Origin of the sequence: Paenalicyclobacillus ferrooxydans, from assembly GCF_001399675.1 — a bacterium.
Classification (GTDB): Bacteria; Bacillota; Bacilli; order Alicyclobacillales; family Alicyclobacillaceae; genus Alicyclobacillus_B; species Alicyclobacillus_B ferrooxydans.
This window is the reverse complement of record NZ_LJCO01000097.1, coordinates 1-18603: the sequence shown is the minus strand read 5'-3', so window position 1 is coordinate 18603 and position 18603 is coordinate 1. Positions and strand designations below refer to the sequence as shown.

Here is an 18603-nt window from a genome sequence, read left to right as displayed (position 1 = left end):
CGCTATGATAGCCGAGCACGAACTTCAGCACGATGTACCTTTAGAGTTTGCCACAGAAGACGGAAGCCTGCGCGTTCTTGGTTTTTGGGTTTTCTTGGCTGCTGAAGTAGTACTCTTCTCCTGTCTATTTGCAACATACATTATTATGCACGGAATGACGGCGGGTGGTCCTACATCGAAGCAGTTGTACGATGTGAAAGGATTCGCTTGGGAGACTTTCTTCCTGTTAACCTCTTCATTTACGTGTGGAATCGCGACCTTTGAGATGAGACGGGGTAACAAAAAAGGAGTCATCGCCTGGCTCTTGGTCACCATCGCATTCGGTCTCGGGTTCTTGGGTTTTGAAATACAGGAGTTTGTTGCAGACGTTCATGCTGGTGCCACCATGCAACGCTCAGGGTTCCTGACAGCATTCTTCACGTTGGTAGGAACACACGGTGCGCACGTGTCGATGGGTATTCTGTGGATGACATCCGTAGTTATCCAGATCGCTCGTCGGGGTATTGATTCAATGACTTCACGAAAAATGTTCATCGTCAGCCTCTACTGGCACTTCTTGGATGTTGTGTGGATTTTCATCTTCACAGCCGTATATCTGACGGGGAAGGTGATTTGAAGATGGCGCAGTCAAGTGCCGAATTGCACAAAAAACCATCACCACAGAACCATCATCACGAGACGTTCCCGTGGAAACACATCGTCGGCTATATCATTTCTTTGGTTCTGACCGCACTGGCGTTCGGAACAGCATTAAGGTTGCACTTGTCGACGACGATGACACTCACCATTATTGTCTTCCTCGCTGTGCTGCAGATGTTGGTTCAGCTTTTCATGTTTATGCACTTAACGGAACGAATTCACGGAGACACGTTTCAGAAGATATTTATCTATACGGGTGTGTTCTTCGCGGCAGTGGTCGTCGTGGGTACGATATGGGTCATGACATTTAAATCAGCGGTATCTTGAGTACTGCACATTTTGATTCTTGAGTAAGAGATGCTCTAGCTGTCCACAGTGCGGTTTCGGACCGGACCTGTGGACAGTTTTTGCATTATGTCGGAAACACCCTCCAAAAATGAAAATATGACTACCATCTGTAATGTCTGAAAACCTCCAAAAGTTCTCATGTCCCGCCTTCCATCTCTCTGGCTTCCCCCTTTCGTAGAACGGATTGTAAAAACTAAAGTCCAGTAATTAAACAAAATTCCAATCTAGGATCATCTTGGATATATGAGTATTTACCATATTGTGCGGATGGACCAAGCCAGTGATTGTGCACACCTCAAGCAGCGAGGATAACAACTACTTATTGAGACGATTTGTATCATTAATTGTACAAATAACGCGATACGCCATACGGTATATACAAAGGTAAGAATCCAAGAAGAGAACATACATCGGAGTAGGAGAGTGGAAAGGACATGAGTAAGCGGATCGCGATTATTGCATCACAGGGTGGTATGGAAACAGCGTTTAAGGTCATGAATATTGCTCTAGCTGGAGCAGCCACTGATGCTGAAGTACAGGTTTTTTTCACTTTTGACGGGCTCGACATCATTCACGTCAACGCTGCCGAAAAATTGACTCTGCCTGCAGAGAAACAACATTATGTCGAAGGACTTCAAAAGGCAAATGTACCGCCAATTACAGACATGATTCAAATGGCTCAAGAGAGTGGTGTCAGGTTTATCGCCTGTCAGATGACGATGGATGTACTCGGATTAACCAAGGAAGATTTGATGGATGGCATAGATGTGGCGGGAGCAATGACATTCCTTGACTTTGCCTATGACGCTGACGTGTCACTCACGTTTTAATTCTGACAGACGGAGGGATAGACGTGAATATAGATTTCTTGCAAGAAGCCAACAAGACTGTCGACTGCCAAGGGCTCTCGTGCCCAATGCCGATTGTAAAGACAAAGCGTGCAATTACTGAAATACACCCAGGTCAAGTGCTGGAAGTGCTGGCAACGGATCCTGGGTCAGTGGCAGACGTACAAAGCTGGACGCGGCGAACCGGTCACGAGTATCTCGGAACGGTTGAAGATGGTCCTACTTTCAAACACTATATTCGGCGAGCAGCGTTGGAGCAGACAGAGCCGGACAAAAAGCACCCACTGACCGCATCGCACGAGACCCTGCTTGCTGCCATGGAGCAGGATGTGCAGCTTTTGGATGTCCGTGAACCGTTGGAGTATGCAGCGGGTCACATCCCATCCGCAGTTTCTGTTCCCTTGGGCCAAATTAAAAATTGGATTACAGAGCACCAACACCTGGCACAACAGAAGATTTTTGTTGTTTGTCATTCGGGGAACCGGAGTGACACAGCCTGTAAAATTCTGCATGAACACGGGTTTCATCGAGTGTTTAATGTTGTGGAGGGAATGAGGAAGTGGACCGGGCCAATTCAGGTACCGAACGGCACGCATTCAGGTCCTGCTTCTCACTCGAAGGAGTCGTAAACACTAGGTTAACTTGATATCGGTTGTAACGATTGTCGCTTTGGAAACCTGTAGAATTAACTTTCTTTTTTTCACAGGTTCCAAAGCGACATTTTCGTTTTACAATATACCGGTAGAGGTATTTTGTCATTAACGTTGAAAGGGTGATTCGTCAGTGCCCCACTTGTCCATCGTTCAGTCTCTCTTGTCCATTCTCTCCGGCGGTGTGGTTGGGTTCACACTTGGATTGATTGGGGGAGGCGGGTCTATTCTTGCAGTCCCGCTTTTGTTGTATCTGGTTGGTCTTCACGATCCGCATGTGGTCATTGGCAGCACTGCTCTAGCCGTGTCCGTCAATGCGTTTATGAATCTCATCCCTCACTGGCGTGCGGGGCATGTGCGCTGGAAGCTCGCGATCTTGTTTGCAGTCCCGGGAGCTATCGGTGCGTACGTCGGGTCGATTTTTGGAAAAATGGTGAACGACAACGCCATCCTGTTCTTGTTTGCCATCTTGATGATTGTGATTGCACTTCTCATGTTACGACCTCGGAAAGAGACGGCCCAAAGCGCTGAAAACAGCGGCCAAGTCAAGCCTGGAAGGGTGATTCCAGTCGGGTTTTCCACGGGTGCCATCGCCGGTTTCTTCGGTATCGGAGGCGGATTTCTCATTGTTCCGGGGCTGGTCTTTTCAGCTGGAATCGGCCTCATCGAAGCGATTGCCAACTCGTTATTTTCTGTCGGCACGTTTGGTCTGACAACAGCCGTATCCTACGCGATATCTGGACTCGTAGATTGGTATGTGGTTGTTCTGTACATTATCGGAGGACTGGTCGGAGGCGTGGGTGGTGCGATGCTCGCAACCCGGATATCGAAACAGAAACGCGCCTTACAGGTAATTTTTTCATTGGTCATCATTCTGGTAGCGTGTTATATGTTGTACAAGAATCTCGTTGCATTTCATGTTCTTTAATCTTTCGGTATGCAAGAATTGCCACGACCTTGCCATGATGCCTTAAGATATTCTTAACATTTCCCTCGTAGAATTGTATGGTTATCACTGTACAGGTCAGCCCTGTGAAAGCTTCGAGGAGGACTGGAACTTACATGAAGGTTAAAATCATCAGCTTGGTCGTTTTACTGCTGATCATTGCCACACCCGTTGCACTCTATTTCAGGCCGCTGCCAAACATCGATGTTGCCATGAGTCTACCTCAGACATCGGCTGTTCCTGGCAATCTATCGTTTCAACTGCCGAATGCTGGTCAGTCGGGAATTGCGGTACAAGGAATCGGACTTATGAAAGACACCGCAAATGAGTCGCCAATTCCGATTGGCAGCGTAGCGAAAATCATGACCGCGTATCTCGTCTTGCAGCACCATCCGTTGACCATGTACCAGTCAGGGCCGACATATACGATTACGCAAAGTGACGTTGCCACGTACGTTCATGACAAAGCCATTGGTGATTCATACGTAAAGGTTGTCGCAGGACAAAAGTGGACGGAAGTGCAGATGCTCCAAGGTCTCTTGCTTCCTTCGGGAGACAATATGGCACACACGCTCGCGGTTTGGACGGATGGCAGTGAACAGGCGTTTGTCAATGAGATGAATCAGACAGCGAAGAAGCTCGGAATGACGCACACCACATACGCTGATGCATCCGGTGTCAGTGCGAGCACGGTCAGCACGGCAAAAGATGAACTCAAGCTTGCAGAAGTTGCGATGCAAAACCCAGTTTTTCGAAGCATTGTTGACACTGCACAGGCGACGTTGCCAGGCTCCACAGGGCCAGTGTTCAACGTCGACTACTATGTGGGGCATTACGGCATCGTCGGTATTAAGACGGGCAGCACGCCGCAAGCCGGAGGTTGTTTTGTATCTGCAACCTATGACAAAGTCGGCGGCAAAAAGGTTTTGTTAATTGGCAGTGTCTTGGGACAACAAGGGACTCCCATGTTGATGTCAGCACTCAATGCCAGTCGCTCGATTTTGCAAGACGCTTCAAAGGAGGTCACAGTCGGTTCTGTTGCTCAAGGAACCGTGGTGGGACAAGTGAACGTGCCTTGGCAAGGGTCGATTCCACTTGTTACCGCAAAATCAGTGTCCTATCTCAGCTTTCCAGGATTGCCGATTCACCGAAAACTCATCAGCACACAAACGAAAAATGGCACACAGTATGAGCTTGAAATGCAAGTGGGTGATCAGCAGATGAGCATCCCGTTGCAACAATCCGCGGCAACGCAGAAACCTTCGTTAAAGTGGAAAGTGCTGAGAGGTATGAAGCTGCCTTCAAAACTTTCGTTTAAGCTGTGAGCGTAATGCGAGGTTAGAGGTTTGATGTGAGGTTGATGTAATAACCTGACTGACGTATGAGTATGTTGCACAATACCTTGTGTTAAAGACCGATGCCGGACAGCGTCTCTCTGGGAACTCAGGGAGACACTATCCGGCATCGCGTTTATGGAACTAACAGCGTCAGGCCGCCGTCGAGCTTAATGGTCTGCCCACGGATCATCTCAGCTTCCCTGGAACAGAGAAACAAAGCGAGATTGGCTACGTCATCCGCATTGACCATTCGATGATACGGGATCTTTTCCTCAATTTTCGCCCAGGTTTTTTCAATTTCGGGAAAGTGCTCTAAAGCACCCGTCACCACAGCACCCGCTGAAATGGCATTTACATTAATTTTTCTGTCTGCTAGTTCAATGGCGAAGTAACGAACCAACGATTCAATGGCTGCCTTTGTGGCTCCAACGGATGTGTAGTATGGGAAGACCCGGTCTGACCCAAATGACGAGATGGCTAACATGGCCCCGCCTGTCGGAGGCATTAAGCGGGCTGCATGTTGCGCTCCAAGCAGAAAAGAGCGAGCATTGACATTGACAGTCCAATCCCATCCTTTGGAATCCACATCAAGAGCGGGCCGATTTCGCCCCGATGCTGCATTGTGAACGTACACATCGAGCCGTCCGTAGTGTTCTTCGATAGTCTGGAAAAGCTGATGTACCTTCTCCTCCTGCGCAAGGTTTGCTCGAACGAGAAGTGCGGTCCGACCCATCTTTTCAATTTCCGCCACAACTTCACGTGCAGCATCACCGTTTCGGAAGTAATGGATGATGACATCCGCACCTTCCGCTGCGAAGCGCAGCGCCATTCGACGACCGATGCCGCGTGAACTCCCCGTCACGCAGACCACTTTACCTAGATAGCGTTGCAGTGGCGCAGCTGCTGGGTTATGCACTTCGGTGTGCTCACTGGCCATAAACGCTCACCTCCTAAAAAAGAATCAAGTTATCATGGACGCAGGTGTTCTGTTTATGCTTGTCCGGGAACAATGACCGCCCGGCCAGATAGTGTGTTTGGCAAAAAGGCCTGCTTTATCTGCTGGAGTGAAAAGGTTTCGCCAACGAGCCTCCCAGGATTCAACCGTCCGCTTTCTGTGAGAGCAATCAACTGCTCTACATCTCTCTTTGTGGATCCGAAACTGCCAGCGATTGTGACCGCGAGCCTTACCGCCTTCGCGATAAGGACACTTGCTTCGCCAGGCCCCATTCCAATAACACACAGTCTGCCCCCCGGACGTACAAAGCTGAGGCCAAACTCTACGGACTCACGGCTGCCAACCGTATCGAGTACGATGTCTGCGCCGCCCTCTGACCAACGCCGAATTTCGCGTGCAACGCGTCGTTCATCGCGATGGACCCAAACCATTTCCGCGCCGGCATTTATGGCCGCGTCGGAGGCGCTGTCTCTTCGTGTGACAGCTCCTACTGATCGGCTTCCCATCGCCTTGGCCAACATCAAGCCCGCTAAACCCGTTCCCCCCGTACCTATCACAATCACGTAGTCAGTGTCCTGAATTCCACCGTGGTTGGATAACGCGTGAAAAGGGGTTGCAAACGCATCCACGAGCAGCGCTGCCGCGGCTGCAGGGATACTCGGGGGCCGCTTTAACAGCACCTTGCTTGGAACGACGATCCGTTCTGCGTAGCCACCCGAACGTTGGTAGCCGACGAGTATCTGGCGAGTACATAAGTTTTCAGACCCCCGTTCACACTGCCGACAGGTGCCGCAGGGGATAAATGGGAACACCAGCACCTCGTCCCCAATCGTAGAGCGCACAGGTGTGATATGCCCAGGAGATGTTCGATCGGCGGGAGCATCACGTTGGCCGCGAGTATCGTGTATTGTGGCGGATTTACCCTCGGGAGCTGGGAGATCCAGTGGATCTCCCAGTGCAACGATTCTCCCCGCAATTTCATGCCCAAGGATGACTGGAAACACCGTGCCTTTTGGGGCGGGTTCACCAGCCACAACTTGCTTGTCCGAACCGCACACCCCACAGGCCTCAATGGCAATTAACGCCTCACCCGGTTGAAGGATCGGTTCCGGAACAGGCCCCACGGTGATTCCTGTGTCAGGATGGAAGACGGCGGCCCGCATCCCTCATGACTCCTCGACTTTCGTTGCCTTAGCCCGCCGTTCGCGCTTTCGTGCTTCTGCAAGGAGTTTCTCGACGATGGTCATTTTTTGTGTCTCGATGGTTCCCTCTTCAAACCATAGTGAGCGGGCATCCCGGTACAGCCGTTCGATAGGGCTGCCAACCGCGTATCCAATACCGCCAAATAAGGATAAGGCAGCATCTGTAACCTCACCAACCATTTTAATGGCGTTCGCCTTGGCAATCGCAGCCGCGACGGATATGTCTTCGCCCGCATCGAATTTGGCCGCGGCATCAAGGCATAAAAGTCGGGCTGCTTGAACTGCAATCGCCATCTCTGCCAGGCGCATCTGTACCGCTTGTCGGCTTGACAAAGGCTTGCCAAAGGTGATGCGATGCCGCACATAATCTGTGGCGACATCAAGCGCTTCCTGTGCGAGCCCAACGCCGCTCTGGGCAATACATGCACGGCTTTGATCCAGAAATCCATGTACTGCAACATCGAATCCACTTCCTACTTCGCCAAGTACTTCATCTTCCGTCACGACACAGTCTTCAAACGTGATGACTGCATGGGTGCAACCCTTGTCACCCATCATTTCAGGCATCGAGGTTAGGACCATTCCCTCACGCCCTTTTGGGACGAGAAATGCCGTAAGTCCCTGACGGCCCAACTCAGCGTCGGTTTTCGCGATCACGATGATGACATCCGCTTCCTTCGCGAAAGTGATGAGGTGTTTTTTGCCCTGTAAAACAAACTTTCCAGACTCGTACGTGGCGGTGGTCTTGAGGTCAATCCCTGTGCCGTTGTCTGGCTCAGTTAAGGCAAATGCCACAAGTGCATCGCCTCTCGCCAGGGCAGGCAGCCAGTATCTCTGCTGTGTCTCCCGCCCGTGTTCGAGCGCACGCCAGATGCTGTTTGACACATGGACAATCATGCGGATGGAACCGTGACAGTGGGAAACCTCCTCTAAGATGGGGAAGTAAAGAGACAATGGCAGCCCCTCACCGCCTGCCCATTTTGGCAGAGTCAGGCGGCAGAATCCGAGTTCCCGTAACCTGGCCCACAGTGAGGAGGGAATCTCACCCGTACGCTCAATTTGTTCCGCAAAGTCGGCAGCCTCTTCGGCTCGAAACTGAATAACGCGCTGACGAATGGCCTCTGCACGTTCCTGTAACGCAAGACCCTGCGACGATGTATTGTCGAAAGGGAACTCCTCCGAATCAGCCACGATGTTCTCCTCCAAAAAGTTCGTCGTCTTGAAGTTGTCGGCGTAAATCTTTCTTTTTGATTTTTCCTGAATGGGTTAAAGGCAACGCATCGAGGAATATAAGACGATCGGGAAATTGAAACTTTGCCAGCCCGTGTTGACTGAGGAAATTGCGCAATTCAGCTGCTTGAAACGGCTTGAAACCTTCCTTTAGAACAATACACGCAACGGTTTGTTGTCCGAGTGTTTCATCCGGCGCGCCGACAACAGCTACGTTTTCAATCGATGGATGGAGGGCACATGCATCTTCAACTGCCTTCGGATCGACCTTTGTGCCGCCCCGGTTAATGATGTCGTCCGCACGGCCCATGAACACGTACCGCCCGTTTTCGTCTTGTCGCAGCAAATCTCCGGAGTGAAACCATCCATCGGTATCCCACTGTCTGGCAGCGGCCTCGGGATTGTGGTAGTAGCCGGCACTGAAGTTTGGCCCACGGCTCCACATCTCCCCTGGCATACCCTGTGCAACCTCGTTTCCATGCTCGTCTACGAGTTTCACTTCTGTCCCGGGAATTGCGAAACCGACTGTGCTGCTGATGGCTTCAATCGGATCATCAGGCCGCGTACTGGTGGCGAGAAACCCTTCTGTCCAGCCAAACATGGCACCGACCGTAATCCCCGTGTTTTCCTGAAGCCTCTGCAAGATGGCACTTGGTACGGGGGCTCCAGCGTAGATGAACAGCTTTACCGATGAAGTATCTGTATCTGTCAGCCCTGGTGCATTTGCGACGTGTATCACGTGGGGCGGGGCACCGACAATGTACGAGGGGCGCTCGTCTGAAACCCATTTGAGCAAGCGCGGTGCAGAGAATCGGTCGAGAAGCAATACTCGTCCCCCGGTTGCAATCGGCATCATGACGCCGGCGAGCATTCCGGTTTGATGACAGATGGGGGCGACGTCAAGCGTGGCCTCACCGGATCGGAATCTAAATACACTTGCATACGCACGGGATGCCCACAAGTAGTTTGCATGCAATTGAACAACACCTTTAGGCGAACCCGTGGTTCCTGAGGTAAACACCATGATGAACGGATCGAGTGCTGATGGCTGATTCGCGCTTAGTTCTGCTGGGGAAAGATAGGCGTTTGTCGAGCGCAGCTGTTCGAAGGTCAAAACATCGGAAGGCGCAGCAGTCTGATTTCCTTGAAGGACGAGGTGCTTTAAATGGGGCAGGTCGGGTTGAATGGTCTTCGCGGTTTCAAACACGGGTTCGCCCCGAAAACTGTCGGGTCCAATCCAGACCGAAACTTCAGCTTTCGATAAACTATACTGCAAGGCTTGCAGCCCTAGATCGACCTGCAGTAAAACAGCCACTGCACCAATCCTTCCGGCTGCAAAGACTGCCACGACGTAGTCCAGACAGTTTGGCAATTGAATGGCGACCTTATCGCCCTTTCTGACACCCAGTTGGTACAGGGAGGCCGCAGTGGAGTTGACCTCTTGCCATAGCTCTTCGTATGTAAGACTCCGCTTTTCATCCTTATGCAGGTAATGCGGATACTTCCGTACGTCCGCCTGAAGCACATCGATAAAGGACTCTTCCGTCCATACCTTTTGCTCCAGATACGACTTGGCCCGCTGTTCGGTCAGAATCATACCTGGAAAATATATCATTTTCTGTCATCTCCTTAATGGAGGCGTTTATCTAGATATGCCACTACACCAGCAACAGTGGCTAACTGCCCAAAGTCGGCATCTGGTATTTCCAGATCAAACTCGTCCTCAAAGGCCACGGCTAGTTCAGTCAAATCAAGAGAGTCTGCACCGAGGTCATCAACAAAGTGACTGTCGGGTGTCACAGATTCTGCTGTGACCTGCAGGTAGTTCACTACTACGTTGCGTACCCGTTCTGCGATTTGTTCCTTCGTGAGTGGATTTGCCACCAATCATCATCTCCAATATTAAAGTTTGTTGCGCTGTTGACTCGCAACCAGAAGTAAGTAACTCGAGAGAGGTAATGGAGTAGGATTCCAAAAAAGCATATCACTTCGATTTTTCCTGAACAAGAAACCGGGTATCCTCACGTGAAATATAAGAGCGCTGAGAGACGTTCTTTAGACAATGCAGTTGAGCGTCCGTTTTTTCACCGATCTCCGCAACTGCGGATACAATATCTCGAGACTTCCATTTGGAGGGGAACTTGTGCCACGGCTAAAACCAGAGAAATTGCATGTCCGTTTCATGACAGGCTCAACACCTGAAGGGCCGATTGTGCCACGTCGATATACGCTGACCCATTCGGATCGAACCGGTGACCTGTACTTAACCATCGGGCCTGATTATAACCACGACCAACTGAAGGGGATCTACGCTCGGTTGATGCGCGATGAAGTGCTCGGTGAGTGGAAAGAGGTGGGGGACTCTTATCTCCTGGAGATTTATGTGCATGTCAGCGGTGGGCGTGTCATCGGGAGTGCAAAGTGGAGAAACAAGATTTTACATCGAGAAATGCCACTTGTTCTTGAAGGGATTACTTACGCGGAAGAGTATCTTTTGCGGAAACACCCCGTTTTAGAGGATGCTGACATACGAGTCCATTTTCAGTCTCACCAAGAGAAATACAACACTACAGAGGATTTTGGAACAGTGAAAGATTACAGGCATTTCGCCCGTTAACCGCCACAGCGCGATTGGCAAATCTACACCAACCGGATGCAGGATGCGTTAAGCATGAGGCCGACCCGATGAGTCGGCCTTTTTATCGTCTTCTGTTCCAGAAAACTCTGTTTACCGATTTACAAACTCGGATATAAATTGTATAGTCATCTTAACGTTATTATTCCGATGTATATAAAGGAGATAAATGCAGTGTGGTTTCTCGGATTAATATTGAGTTATACCTTGGTGTTATTGCTTCTGAGTCAGCACTCCAAGCGCAAGCAGCAGTCGGCGGGGCAGTTTCTGGACGGAGGGCGACGATTCGGAGTGTGGAATGTCTTTTTGATGATGACTGCCATGTGGGGAGCATCGATGTTCTCGGTTGAACTTGATACCGGATACGTATCCGGTTTGTCCGCGATCTGGTATGGTATCTCAACGATTGTATCGTCATTGTTGGTGGCATCTATCTGGTTGCGTCCCTTTCGTAAAATCGGTTATTTGACCAATTCAAATCTGATAGGGCGTCGGTACGGCACAAAAGCCCGCGACTTCGCGGCCCTCGTAATTGGTCTTACGTTCCCGATTTTTGCCATGAAGAATGTGCTGGCAGCTGCGTCGTTTCTGCACGTGATGGCAGGGTGGAACTTGGCTACCGTCCTGATTGCCACGACGGTGTTGGTCATTATCTATGTATCCCTCGGTGGGCTCTGGTCACTCGCCTATGTGCAGGTCGCAAATCTGGCAATATTTACGCTTGGCCTTGCTGTAGCTGCGTATTACGGTTTGAAGAACCACTCGGTCATGTCTATTCCTGTACCGCATCAATCGCAATTTCATGGACTGATGGGGGCGGGCGTTGGCACGATTCTCGTTTGGTTTGGCATGAATATCTTGAATTCGGTCAGCGCTCAAGCAGAATTTCAGACGATTGCAGCCGCTAAAGACGTTCGCAAAGGAAAACTGGGTGTTTACCTGTCGTCAGGAGCCCTGCTCGTTTTCGCGATTGTTCCTGCACTGCTTGGAATGGCTGCACGAGAACACGTTGAATTTACGAACAGCGGCTTACTTGCGTTTCCGGTGTATTTGCGACTCGTTGCACCACACTGGGCTGTTGTTGTGGTTGGTCTCGGCTTTTGGGCGGCAGCACTCATCTGGTGTGCCCCTCTGATGTTTTCCGGTGCTTCGAGTTTTGGCCTTGATTTCTTTAACCGTAAAGGACTGTCTCATAATGCGGTGGCAGTCCGTAACTTTACGCGCTTATCGATGCTCATTCAGGGCGTCTTTATCGTTGTCTACGCTCTTGCCAGACCCGGTCAGTTGGCGTGGTGGGCAGTCTTTGGTCTGACCTTGAGAAATGCTGCCGTTGTCGGCCCCACCATCTCCTTCTTGCTATGGCCCGCCGTCCGAGAAAGAACGGTCTTTGCATCGATGATCCTTGGTGTTGCGAGTGGGCTTGGCTGGAATGCCGTGACAGACTTTTCCGCGACCCGGTTTGCCCTCGACATAAACCCAATGTGGGTGGGTACCGGTATCTCCATGTTGGTCATTATTGCAGGAACACTACTCGAGAACCGCGGCAACATTCGATTGAGTCAGGAGCGTATAAAGAGATGGTTAGGTATCGGGTTTGCCATAGTCGGTACCGTGTTCTTTGCACTCAGTGTTTTCCTGAAACACGTTTCGCTTCAATCGCTGTTTGGGGCAGACCTCTTCCTAGGGATTTTGTTCTGGTTCTTTGCGATCATGATGTTGACGCAGACCGGGGAGGAGTCGGTCGGTCAAGTGGAGCAAACGAACGTTGCAGTAAATGCATAGCGCTTCCTAGTTCGGCGAAAGTTTTAAAATAGTTCGTATAATCCTCGCGTTTTTGTGAACTTCCCATTATAATAACTGGTATAACGACAGTAACTTACCAATATCAATTGGTTACGACAATTATCGTGTTTGCTAGTCAACGCCTGCCAAGGCTGAAATTCTGGCGATAAGTCTGTCAGAGCGACTTATTGCCAGGCCAGGTTCCATAATACCGTGCTCTATTCCGCTTGTGACAGCTCCCACGAAATCATCAGCTGACATGTCAAAGAGACCTAACGCATTGTTCCCACGATACCAAAACCTATTGTGTCGGTTTCGCACATGCTCATCTCTCCATCTGAGAACTCCACTCCTAGACGTGTGATTTAACTCTTCATTCTATTTTCTGGGTTGACTTTCTGACAGTTTGAAAGGAGAGAACCGCGTGAATCAGCTGCAACCTCCTATTCATGCCGGATGGGCATGGCATTTTGACTGGCTGAACCTATCGGCAGCGGATTTAATTGTCGTTGCCTTGATGGTCATTGTTTTTGTCCTTGCTCTTGTCATCCCATTCCCGGGAGGTCGAGATAAATGAGTAAAAACTTGACTCGAACCATGCGAGACTGGATTGAGAACAACGTTCCGATGGACCATCTCTTACCCGATACGCTTCCGATCTACGTTAATTCTTATGTGTACATGTTTGGCATCCTGACGCTTGGGTCATTCGTCTGGTTGATTGTCACAGGTACCGTTCTGGCCATTTTTGGACCACAGTGGTGGCATGTTTCGCCTGTCGGGCATTTTTTCAACAGTATGCACTTTTGGTCTGTGCAGGCGTTTTTTTTCTTTATGGTGTTGCACCTTTGGGCCCAGTTTATGATGGCTGCGTGGCGCGGGGGGCGACACTGGACTTGGATTGGCGGTTGGGTCCTGTTCTTGGTATCGATTGTTGCCGGGCTGACCGGGTATCTGTCGCAAAACAACTTCGACTCCCAGTGGATTGGGGTGCAGGGGAAGGATGCGATTAACGCGACCGGGGTTGGCGGTTTCTTTAATCTCTTGAATTTCGGTCAGATGTATGGGTTGCATATCTTTGTCATTCCGCTGGTTCTCGTCTTCTTTTTGGCGTTTCACATTCTGCTTGTTCGCAAGCACGGGGTTGTAGAACCGCTCCCCAATGAGGAAGGAGCTGGCCCGAATGAATCACCCCGTTCGTGACTACGCCAATGACCGATATCCACAGAAGCCGTACGATCTCGTTCGAGAGATGCTGGTTGCTCTCGGCATTATTGGTGTACTTGTCATTATTTTGGCTGTGGTGTTCTCAACACCCGACGTTCCACCTCTGACAGCCAAGCAAGTATCGCAGCAAGCACCTTCCTTGCTGGTGCAGACGGCGCTGGATGACCTGTCAAAGCAAGACCCGATTTCAACGTACGGCCCTCCCTACACCAATACACCTGGTGCGGCACAAAGTTTGGGGTTCTTCTCTCCGCAATCGTGGGCCGGGGTACAGTTGCCGATGAACCCTGCACAAGAAGAGGTCATTGCTCCACTTGAGAAGATCCTGCCCATTGACCCTGTCTTGAAGCAATCCATCGAAGCTTGGAACAACGCCTCTGCGAAACAGCAGACAGCTTGGACAGGCGCAGCGTCGAAGCAATTGCAAAAAGCAGTGGTTACGTCAACGAGTATTCAGTGGCCGGGCAATCCGTCCCAGTACGGACCGCTTCCACAACTGATGGACGCCTACTTGTCGTTGGCGAACAGCGGACTTTTGGAATCTGCCATTGACGGGGCAGGGGGGCCAATGCCGTCAACAGATCGAACGACGTCGCTGTTGTTGTTGCAAGGTCAGCCAGATGCCCTGTACGCGGATAAGCTTGATATGACTGGCGACGAGTGGGGGATTATCAAGGAGACGGGGAACTACCCTGGTGCCGTTTGGCTCTGGTACTATACCCTCCTCTATCAGATTCCGCCGTTTAACAACTCGAGCGCAGCGGACTTACTAGTCGTTTTGACCGTTTTCTTAGTGACATTCGTTCTCATCTTGGTCCCGTTTATTCCAGGGCTGCGATCGATACCAAGAATGCTGGGCGTCTACCGGTTGATCTGGCGCAGTTACTACCAAGAGACCCGCAAAGGAGGGAACAAACATTGAAAAACCGTTCTATCTTGATGCCGCCCATCTGGCTCGCCCTCGTCCTGTCATTTGTGGGCATCATCGGCATGAACCTTGTCTACCAAAGTTTGACGAGCGGCGGTGTGGTGAAGGGGATTGTCGGCGGAGTACTGCTTGTGTCAGGTGTCATCACCGTGGGCACACCCCTTGCCTTCGCTCGTATGTACCGGAAAGACTTTCGTAAAACGAAACAACCTTGAGCGAAGAGGCAATACGATGCATCGAGGGCCTTCTTTAGATTCAACCATTGGTGGTTTGATGAAGTGAGAAAAGTCTAACATGTCAATTAGAATTCAATATACAATACAAGAGTGAACTGGGGGAGCTACAGCCCAGTTTGAAACAGGCATCGGCAACTTCATCGTGTACATAGACAGAGTGCTGTCCGTACACGCGTGGCGATGGGGGTTAACCGTGGGTTCCCGCATGCTATTGGTGTTGAGAGCGCGCGTCGGACTGCATGGCCGATCACACAAATAGGAGGTAATCGCATGGCTGACGAAGAAAATAAGGCAGAAGGTACAGGCGGATACTTCAAGATTGGCGAAAATGTGGTGGAAGTTCAGGGGGATTTTCAGCCGCAGTTTCTGAACATTAAAGACGTACCATTACTTGATGTGGTGGAAGGGCTCGGCTTGAAACCTGTATTCGGGGAGAAAATTCTCTTGAGTTTTGTCCACATGGAGCCGAACAGTGTTGCTCCGGTTCACTCACATCCCGAAGAACAGATTGGGACGATGATTGAGGGCGAGTACGAGTTTGAGCTCAACGGAGAGAAACGAATGATCCGCAAGGGAGATGTCTACATCGTTCCGCCAGGTGTACCTCATGGTGCGAGAACTTATGACAAGCCCTGCTTGGCTCTTGATATATTCTCGCCACCCCGCAGCGGGTACCGTGTGATGATGGATGAAGCACTGAAAAAACAAGCAGAGAAAGAAGATGACCAGGAATGAGCGAGACAAACCCCAAAAATTCAGCACAGGGTCCGTCACCAAAACAGGAGATTCAAGGTGGCTATTGTTTTTTTCAAGGCCAGATCATGCCGCTTGAGGACGCGAATGTAAACATCTCCACACACGCGCTTAACTATGGGACAGGTTGTTTCGAGGGTATTCGGGCCTACTGGAATGGGGAAACAGAGCAGCTTTACATTTTGAAAGGCCTCGAACACTACAAACGCTTTGTAAACTCTTGCCGCATTTTGAAGATTACTTGCCCATATACGGCAGAAGAGCTGCTTGCGTACACCAAACAGATCCTTGAAAAGAACAATTATCGAGAGGATGTATACATCCGACCACTAGCCTTTAAAGCAGCCCGTGTCATCAAAGTTACCCTTTCAGGTTTACGGGATGAGGTCGCAATCTTTACGGTCGCAATGGGTGACTATGTGAAGACAGAGGGCCTGTCTGCTGTGGTGTCAAATTGGCAACGGATCGCAGATAATATCATTCCTTCCCGCGCGAAAGTGACTGGGGCGTACATCAACGCCGCACTGGCAAACGATGCCGCAACAGCAGATGGGTACGATGAGGCACTGATGCTCTCAGTCGACGGACAACTTTCCGAAGCGAGCTCTTCTAATTTTTTCATGGTACGAGACAATGTCTTGATAACAACACCGGTCACTTCAGACATCCTTGAAGGGGTCACGCGTCGAGCTGTGATTCAGCTTGCGAAAGACCTTGGAATTGCCTATGATGTGCGTCCGATTGACCGCACGGAGCTGTACATCGCAGATGAGATCTTCTTGGCTGGCACGGGGGCACAGATTGCATCGATTACCTCAGTCGATCGCCGTCAGGTCGGTACCGGGGAGACCGGCCCCATCACTAGACAACTGCAGGAACTGTATTACCGGGCTGTGCGCGGTATGGATGAGAGGTATGCGGACTGGGTGACGCCCGTCTACGCCTAAGCGGGGCAGTGGCAGACTCGTCCAAAGCCAACACTGCTACTGCAGAAGGCTGCGTCTGTATCGATGTCTTTTCGCCGCCGTGCGAAGCGTTCAAGGAACTGATGGACAAGCAAAAGGAGGCGGGAATGTGAAATACTTAGCGACGTTGACCATCATTGACCAGGAAAAACACCAAGCGTCTCGCCCGGCACACCTCAAGTACGTGAGCGAGTTGTATGAGCAGCGCAAGGTCTTTGCAGCAGGTCCGTTCCCAGATGGAAAAGGCGGGTTGGTCATCTATGACTGTGATTCAGATGACGAGGCAAAGCGACTGGCGAATGCGGATCCAGCTGTAACGTCCGGTGCACGGACAGTCGAGTTACGGGCATGGACGACACTCGACTTGCCGCTTCATTTTTAACTTGGGCGGGGCGCTGCGGTGAGTAGGCCGAAGTAGAGAGACTCGTTACGATGCTGTGGTCATCCGCCAATATATACATGACGGGACAAACCATTCTCGCGGGCGACGGCATCATCACGGCACTGTAAAACATGGTTGAAGAGCAACGGCCTGGGGCATATCTGTTAAAGCCCCAGGCCTGTGTTTTAAGAGAAGGCTTACTTGAGTTGTGCTTTTTGGTGGTTGTTGCGTCGAATCAGGTGCACGATGAACCAAATCACTCCAACCGGGACTACCCACGGCAAAAGCCATGCAAGAGCACTCAGCAAATCAAATCCGACACGCATCATGAAGTGGAAAGAATTTACTGCTGCCATCCAAAATGGCTGAGGTGTCTTGGGTATTACTGTGGCGGAAGGGTACAGAGACACATTGATTGTGGCATATTGAACACTGCCGTCTAACTGGTGCAGTTGCTGGTTTAGGTTTGAGACCTGACTGTTAACTTGAGACAGAGCCTGTTGAATTTGGAGCATGTCAGACATTTTTGCAGCTTTACCAAACAACTCGGTGTAGGCCTTAGCTTCACTCTGAAGTTCCGAAATCTGCGCCTGCAGGTTATTGTGATTGGACGTGACATCTTGTCCTGACTGTGTAACCGAGCGCACCGTGCCAAGTGACTGGATCTTGATGATGACACCTTGAAACTGACGCTCCGGCACCCTCACAGTCATACTTTCAAAATCTTGGCCTTGGCTTGGAGTAGATGACTGGATGGACTGAACATAGCCCCCGGTAGCAGAGGTTATCTGGGTAATGGCGTTTGCCGTGTCACTGAGATGCGCGGACGAAAGATCGATATTCGCTGTTTTGATTACAAGACGACCTGAAGCCCTCGTGGGGACTGCAAACTTGGTCGATGGGGCGACAGACGGTGCAGCGTATGAAGCACTGGAATCCGCAGCGGCACTGCCACTCGCCTCTGTGGCACCCGATGTCGCTGAAGTCGTTGTGCCAGCCGACATAGATGTGCTGGAAGATTGGCTTGAAGATGCCGCAATGCCACCGGAGCGCGGAGCGTGTGCGGCGTAAGAAAATAATGCTGCCAATACCATGATTCCAATGACGATTCCTATGACTTGAGCTACTCTCGAATTTCCTCGTAACCGTGTTGCAAAGTTCAGACGCCAACCTCTCCACCTAGTTCTCAACACTATTCCTCCCTGACTTACAACACTTGCTTTCTCCTACTGACGCAGAAGCCAGCATCGTTGGTTACAGTGATCGGAGAAAAATTTCCCCTGCACACGAATTTTTTAAAACCGTTTCACCAGAGGATTCGTATAACAAGTTGGGTATCAGTTGGATGGATTTAAGTTGTTGGGGCGGTAGAAATGTTGAGGAGGAGAAACCATGCAAAGCTTAGGGAAGGCAAGTTAGAGTCTCATGTAGTGGTGTAAATTCCAAGGCTGGATCTTGACGAGAAAGCCATCGAGTGCAATCTACTAAAGGTGACGAGCAAATAGTAGAGGAGGCACGTCGATGGCTTCTACAGACAAGA

At 50.6% G+C, this 18603-nt stretch carries 21 protein-coding genes; 15 read left to right on the top strand and 6 right to left on the bottom strand.

Annotation, left to right across the window (positions count from 1 at the left end):
• Positions 1-4 precede the first annotated feature (4 nt).
• The 6 genes from qoxC to AN477_RS21875 all read left to right on the top strand — a co-directional run bounded on the left by qoxC (position 5) and on the right by AN477_RS21875 (position 4756).
• Positions 5-616, top strand: coding sequence for a cytochrome aa3 quinol oxidase subunit III (gene qoxC / locus AN477_RS21900; RefSeq protein ID WP_054971330.1), 612 nt, complete (start codon positions 5-7; stop codon positions 614-616).
• 2 nt (positions 617-618) lie between these two features.
• Complete coding sequence (gene qoxD, locus AN477_RS21895; protein ID WP_054971315.1) at positions 619-966, top strand: cytochrome aa3 quinol oxidase subunit IV; 348 nt, start codon at positions 619-621, stop codon at positions 964-966.
• A 455-nt stretch (positions 967-1421) separates the two neighbouring features.
• The gene (locus AN477_RS21890; RefSeq protein ID WP_054971314.1) at positions 1422-1817 is read left to right on the top strand and encodes a DsrE/DsrF/DrsH-like family protein; all 396 of its coding nucleotides are present in this window, start codon (positions 1422-1424) and stop codon (positions 1815-1817) included.
• Between the two features lie 29 nt (positions 1818-1846).
• Positions 1847-2464 carry a sulfurtransferase TusA family protein gene (locus AN477_RS21885; RefSeq protein ID WP_425388203.1) on the top strand — a complete coding sequence of 206 codons (618 nt, stop codon included), beginning with the start codon at positions 1847-1849 and terminating at the stop codon, positions 2462-2464.
• A gap of 154 nt (positions 2465-2618) precedes the next feature.
• Complete coding sequence (locus AN477_RS21880) at positions 2619-3413, top strand: sulfite exporter TauE/SafE family protein (RefSeq protein ID WP_157062119.1); 795 nt, start codon at positions 2619-2621, stop codon at positions 3411-3413.
• 134 nt (positions 3414-3547) lie between these two features.
• Entirely contained in the window at positions 3548-4756 is a 1209-nt protein-coding gene (locus AN477_RS21875; RefSeq protein ID WP_054971313.1) for a D-alanyl-D-alanine carboxypeptidase family protein, read from the top strand.
• 145 nt (positions 4757-4901) lie between these two features.
• Here AN477_RS21875 and fabL read toward each other — a convergent pair whose 3' ends face one another.
• Genes fabL through acpP form a run of 5 tightly spaced genes read right to left on the bottom strand, consistent with a single transcriptional unit; the run spans position 4902 to position 10039 of the window.
• Positions 4902-5705: an enoyl-[acyl-carrier-protein] reductase FabL gene (fabL, locus tag AN477_RS21870; protein WP_054971312.1), complete on the bottom strand. Its 804-nt coding sequence runs from the start codon at positions 5703-5705 to the stop codon at positions 4902-4904.
• Between the two features lie 53 nt (positions 5706-5758).
• Positions 5759-6886, bottom strand: a complete 1128-nt coding sequence (locus AN477_RS21865; protein WP_054971311.1) for an alcohol dehydrogenase catalytic domain-containing protein — start codon at positions 6884-6886, stop codon at positions 5759-5761.
• 3 nt (positions 6887-6889) lie between these two features.
• Positions 6890-8116 carry an acyl-CoA dehydrogenase family protein gene (locus AN477_RS21860; protein ID WP_245631927.1) on the bottom strand — a complete coding sequence of 409 codons (1227 nt, stop codon included), beginning with the start codon at positions 8114-8116 and terminating at the stop codon, positions 6890-6892.
• The gene (locus AN477_RS21855; RefSeq protein ID WP_054971310.1) at positions 8109-9770 is read right to left on the bottom strand and encodes a class I adenylate-forming enzyme family protein; all 1662 of its coding nucleotides are present in this window, start codon (positions 9768-9770) and stop codon (positions 8109-8111) included. Before AN477_RS21855 ends, AN477_RS21860 begins: the two co-directional genes overlap by 8 nt.
• 14 nt (positions 9771-9784) lie before the next feature.
• Positions 9785-10039: an acyl carrier protein gene (gene acpP, locus AN477_RS21850; protein WP_054971309.1), complete on the bottom strand. Its 255-nt coding sequence runs from the start codon at positions 10037-10039 to the stop codon at positions 9785-9787.
• Between the two features lie 259 nt (positions 10040-10298).
• Between acpP and AN477_RS21845 the strand changes: the two genes are divergently transcribed.
• From AN477_RS21845 to AN477_RS21805, 9 genes are all read left to right on the top strand, one after another.
• Positions 10299-10772: a staygreen family protein gene (locus AN477_RS21845; protein ID WP_054971308.1), complete on the top strand. Its 474-nt coding sequence runs from the start codon at positions 10299-10301 to the stop codon at positions 10770-10772.
• Positions 10773-10964: 192 nt separating this feature from the next.
• Positions 10965-12572 (top strand): sodium:solute symporter family protein, encoded by a 1608-nt coding sequence (locus AN477_RS21840; RefSeq protein ID WP_054971307.1) that lies wholly within the window; start codon positions 10965-10967, stop codon positions 12570-12572.
• A 424-nt stretch (positions 12573-12996) separates the two neighbouring features.
• Complete coding sequence (locus AN477_RS24850; RefSeq protein ID WP_157062117.1) at positions 12997-13149, top strand: hypothetical protein; 153 nt, start codon at positions 12997-12999, stop codon at positions 13147-13149.
• Entirely contained in the window at positions 13146-13775 is a 630-nt protein-coding gene (locus AN477_RS21830) for a cytochrome b N-terminal domain-containing protein (protein ID WP_054971305.1), read from the top strand. Before AN477_RS24850 ends, AN477_RS21830 begins: the two co-directional genes overlap by 4 nt.
• Positions 13756-14721 (top strand): hypothetical protein, encoded by a 966-nt coding sequence (locus AN477_RS21825; protein WP_054971304.1) that lies wholly within the window; start codon positions 13756-13758, stop codon positions 14719-14721. The genes AN477_RS21830 and AN477_RS21825 overlap by 20 nt, the downstream gene beginning before the upstream one ends.
• A complete protein-coding gene (locus AN477_RS21820; protein WP_054971303.1) occupies positions 14718-14942 on the top strand; it encodes a hypothetical protein in 225 nt (74 codons plus the stop codon). Before AN477_RS21825 ends, AN477_RS21820 begins: the two co-directional genes overlap by 4 nt.
• A 291-nt stretch (positions 14943-15233) precedes the next feature.
• Complete coding sequence (locus AN477_RS21815) at positions 15234-15698, top strand: cupin domain-containing protein (RefSeq protein WP_054971302.1); 465 nt, start codon at positions 15234-15236, stop codon at positions 15696-15698.
• Entirely contained in the window at positions 15695-16663 is a 969-nt protein-coding gene (locus tag AN477_RS21810; protein WP_083486562.1) for a branched-chain amino acid transaminase, read from the top strand. The genes AN477_RS21815 and AN477_RS21810 overlap by 4 nt, the downstream gene beginning before the upstream one ends.
• Before the next feature lie 127 nt (positions 16664-16790).
• Positions 16791-17063 carry a YciI family protein gene (locus AN477_RS21805; RefSeq protein ID WP_054971301.1) on the top strand — a complete coding sequence of 91 codons (273 nt, stop codon included), beginning with the start codon at positions 16791-16793 and terminating at the stop codon, positions 17061-17063.
• A gap of 197 nt (positions 17064-17260) precedes the next feature.
• Here the strand turns inward: AN477_RS21805 and AN477_RS24030 are convergent, their stop codons facing one another.
• Entirely contained in the window at positions 17261-18253 is a 993-nt protein-coding gene (locus AN477_RS24030; protein ID WP_083486561.1) for a DUF4349 domain-containing protein, read from the bottom strand.
• Positions 18254-18603: the final 350 nt, after the last annotated feature.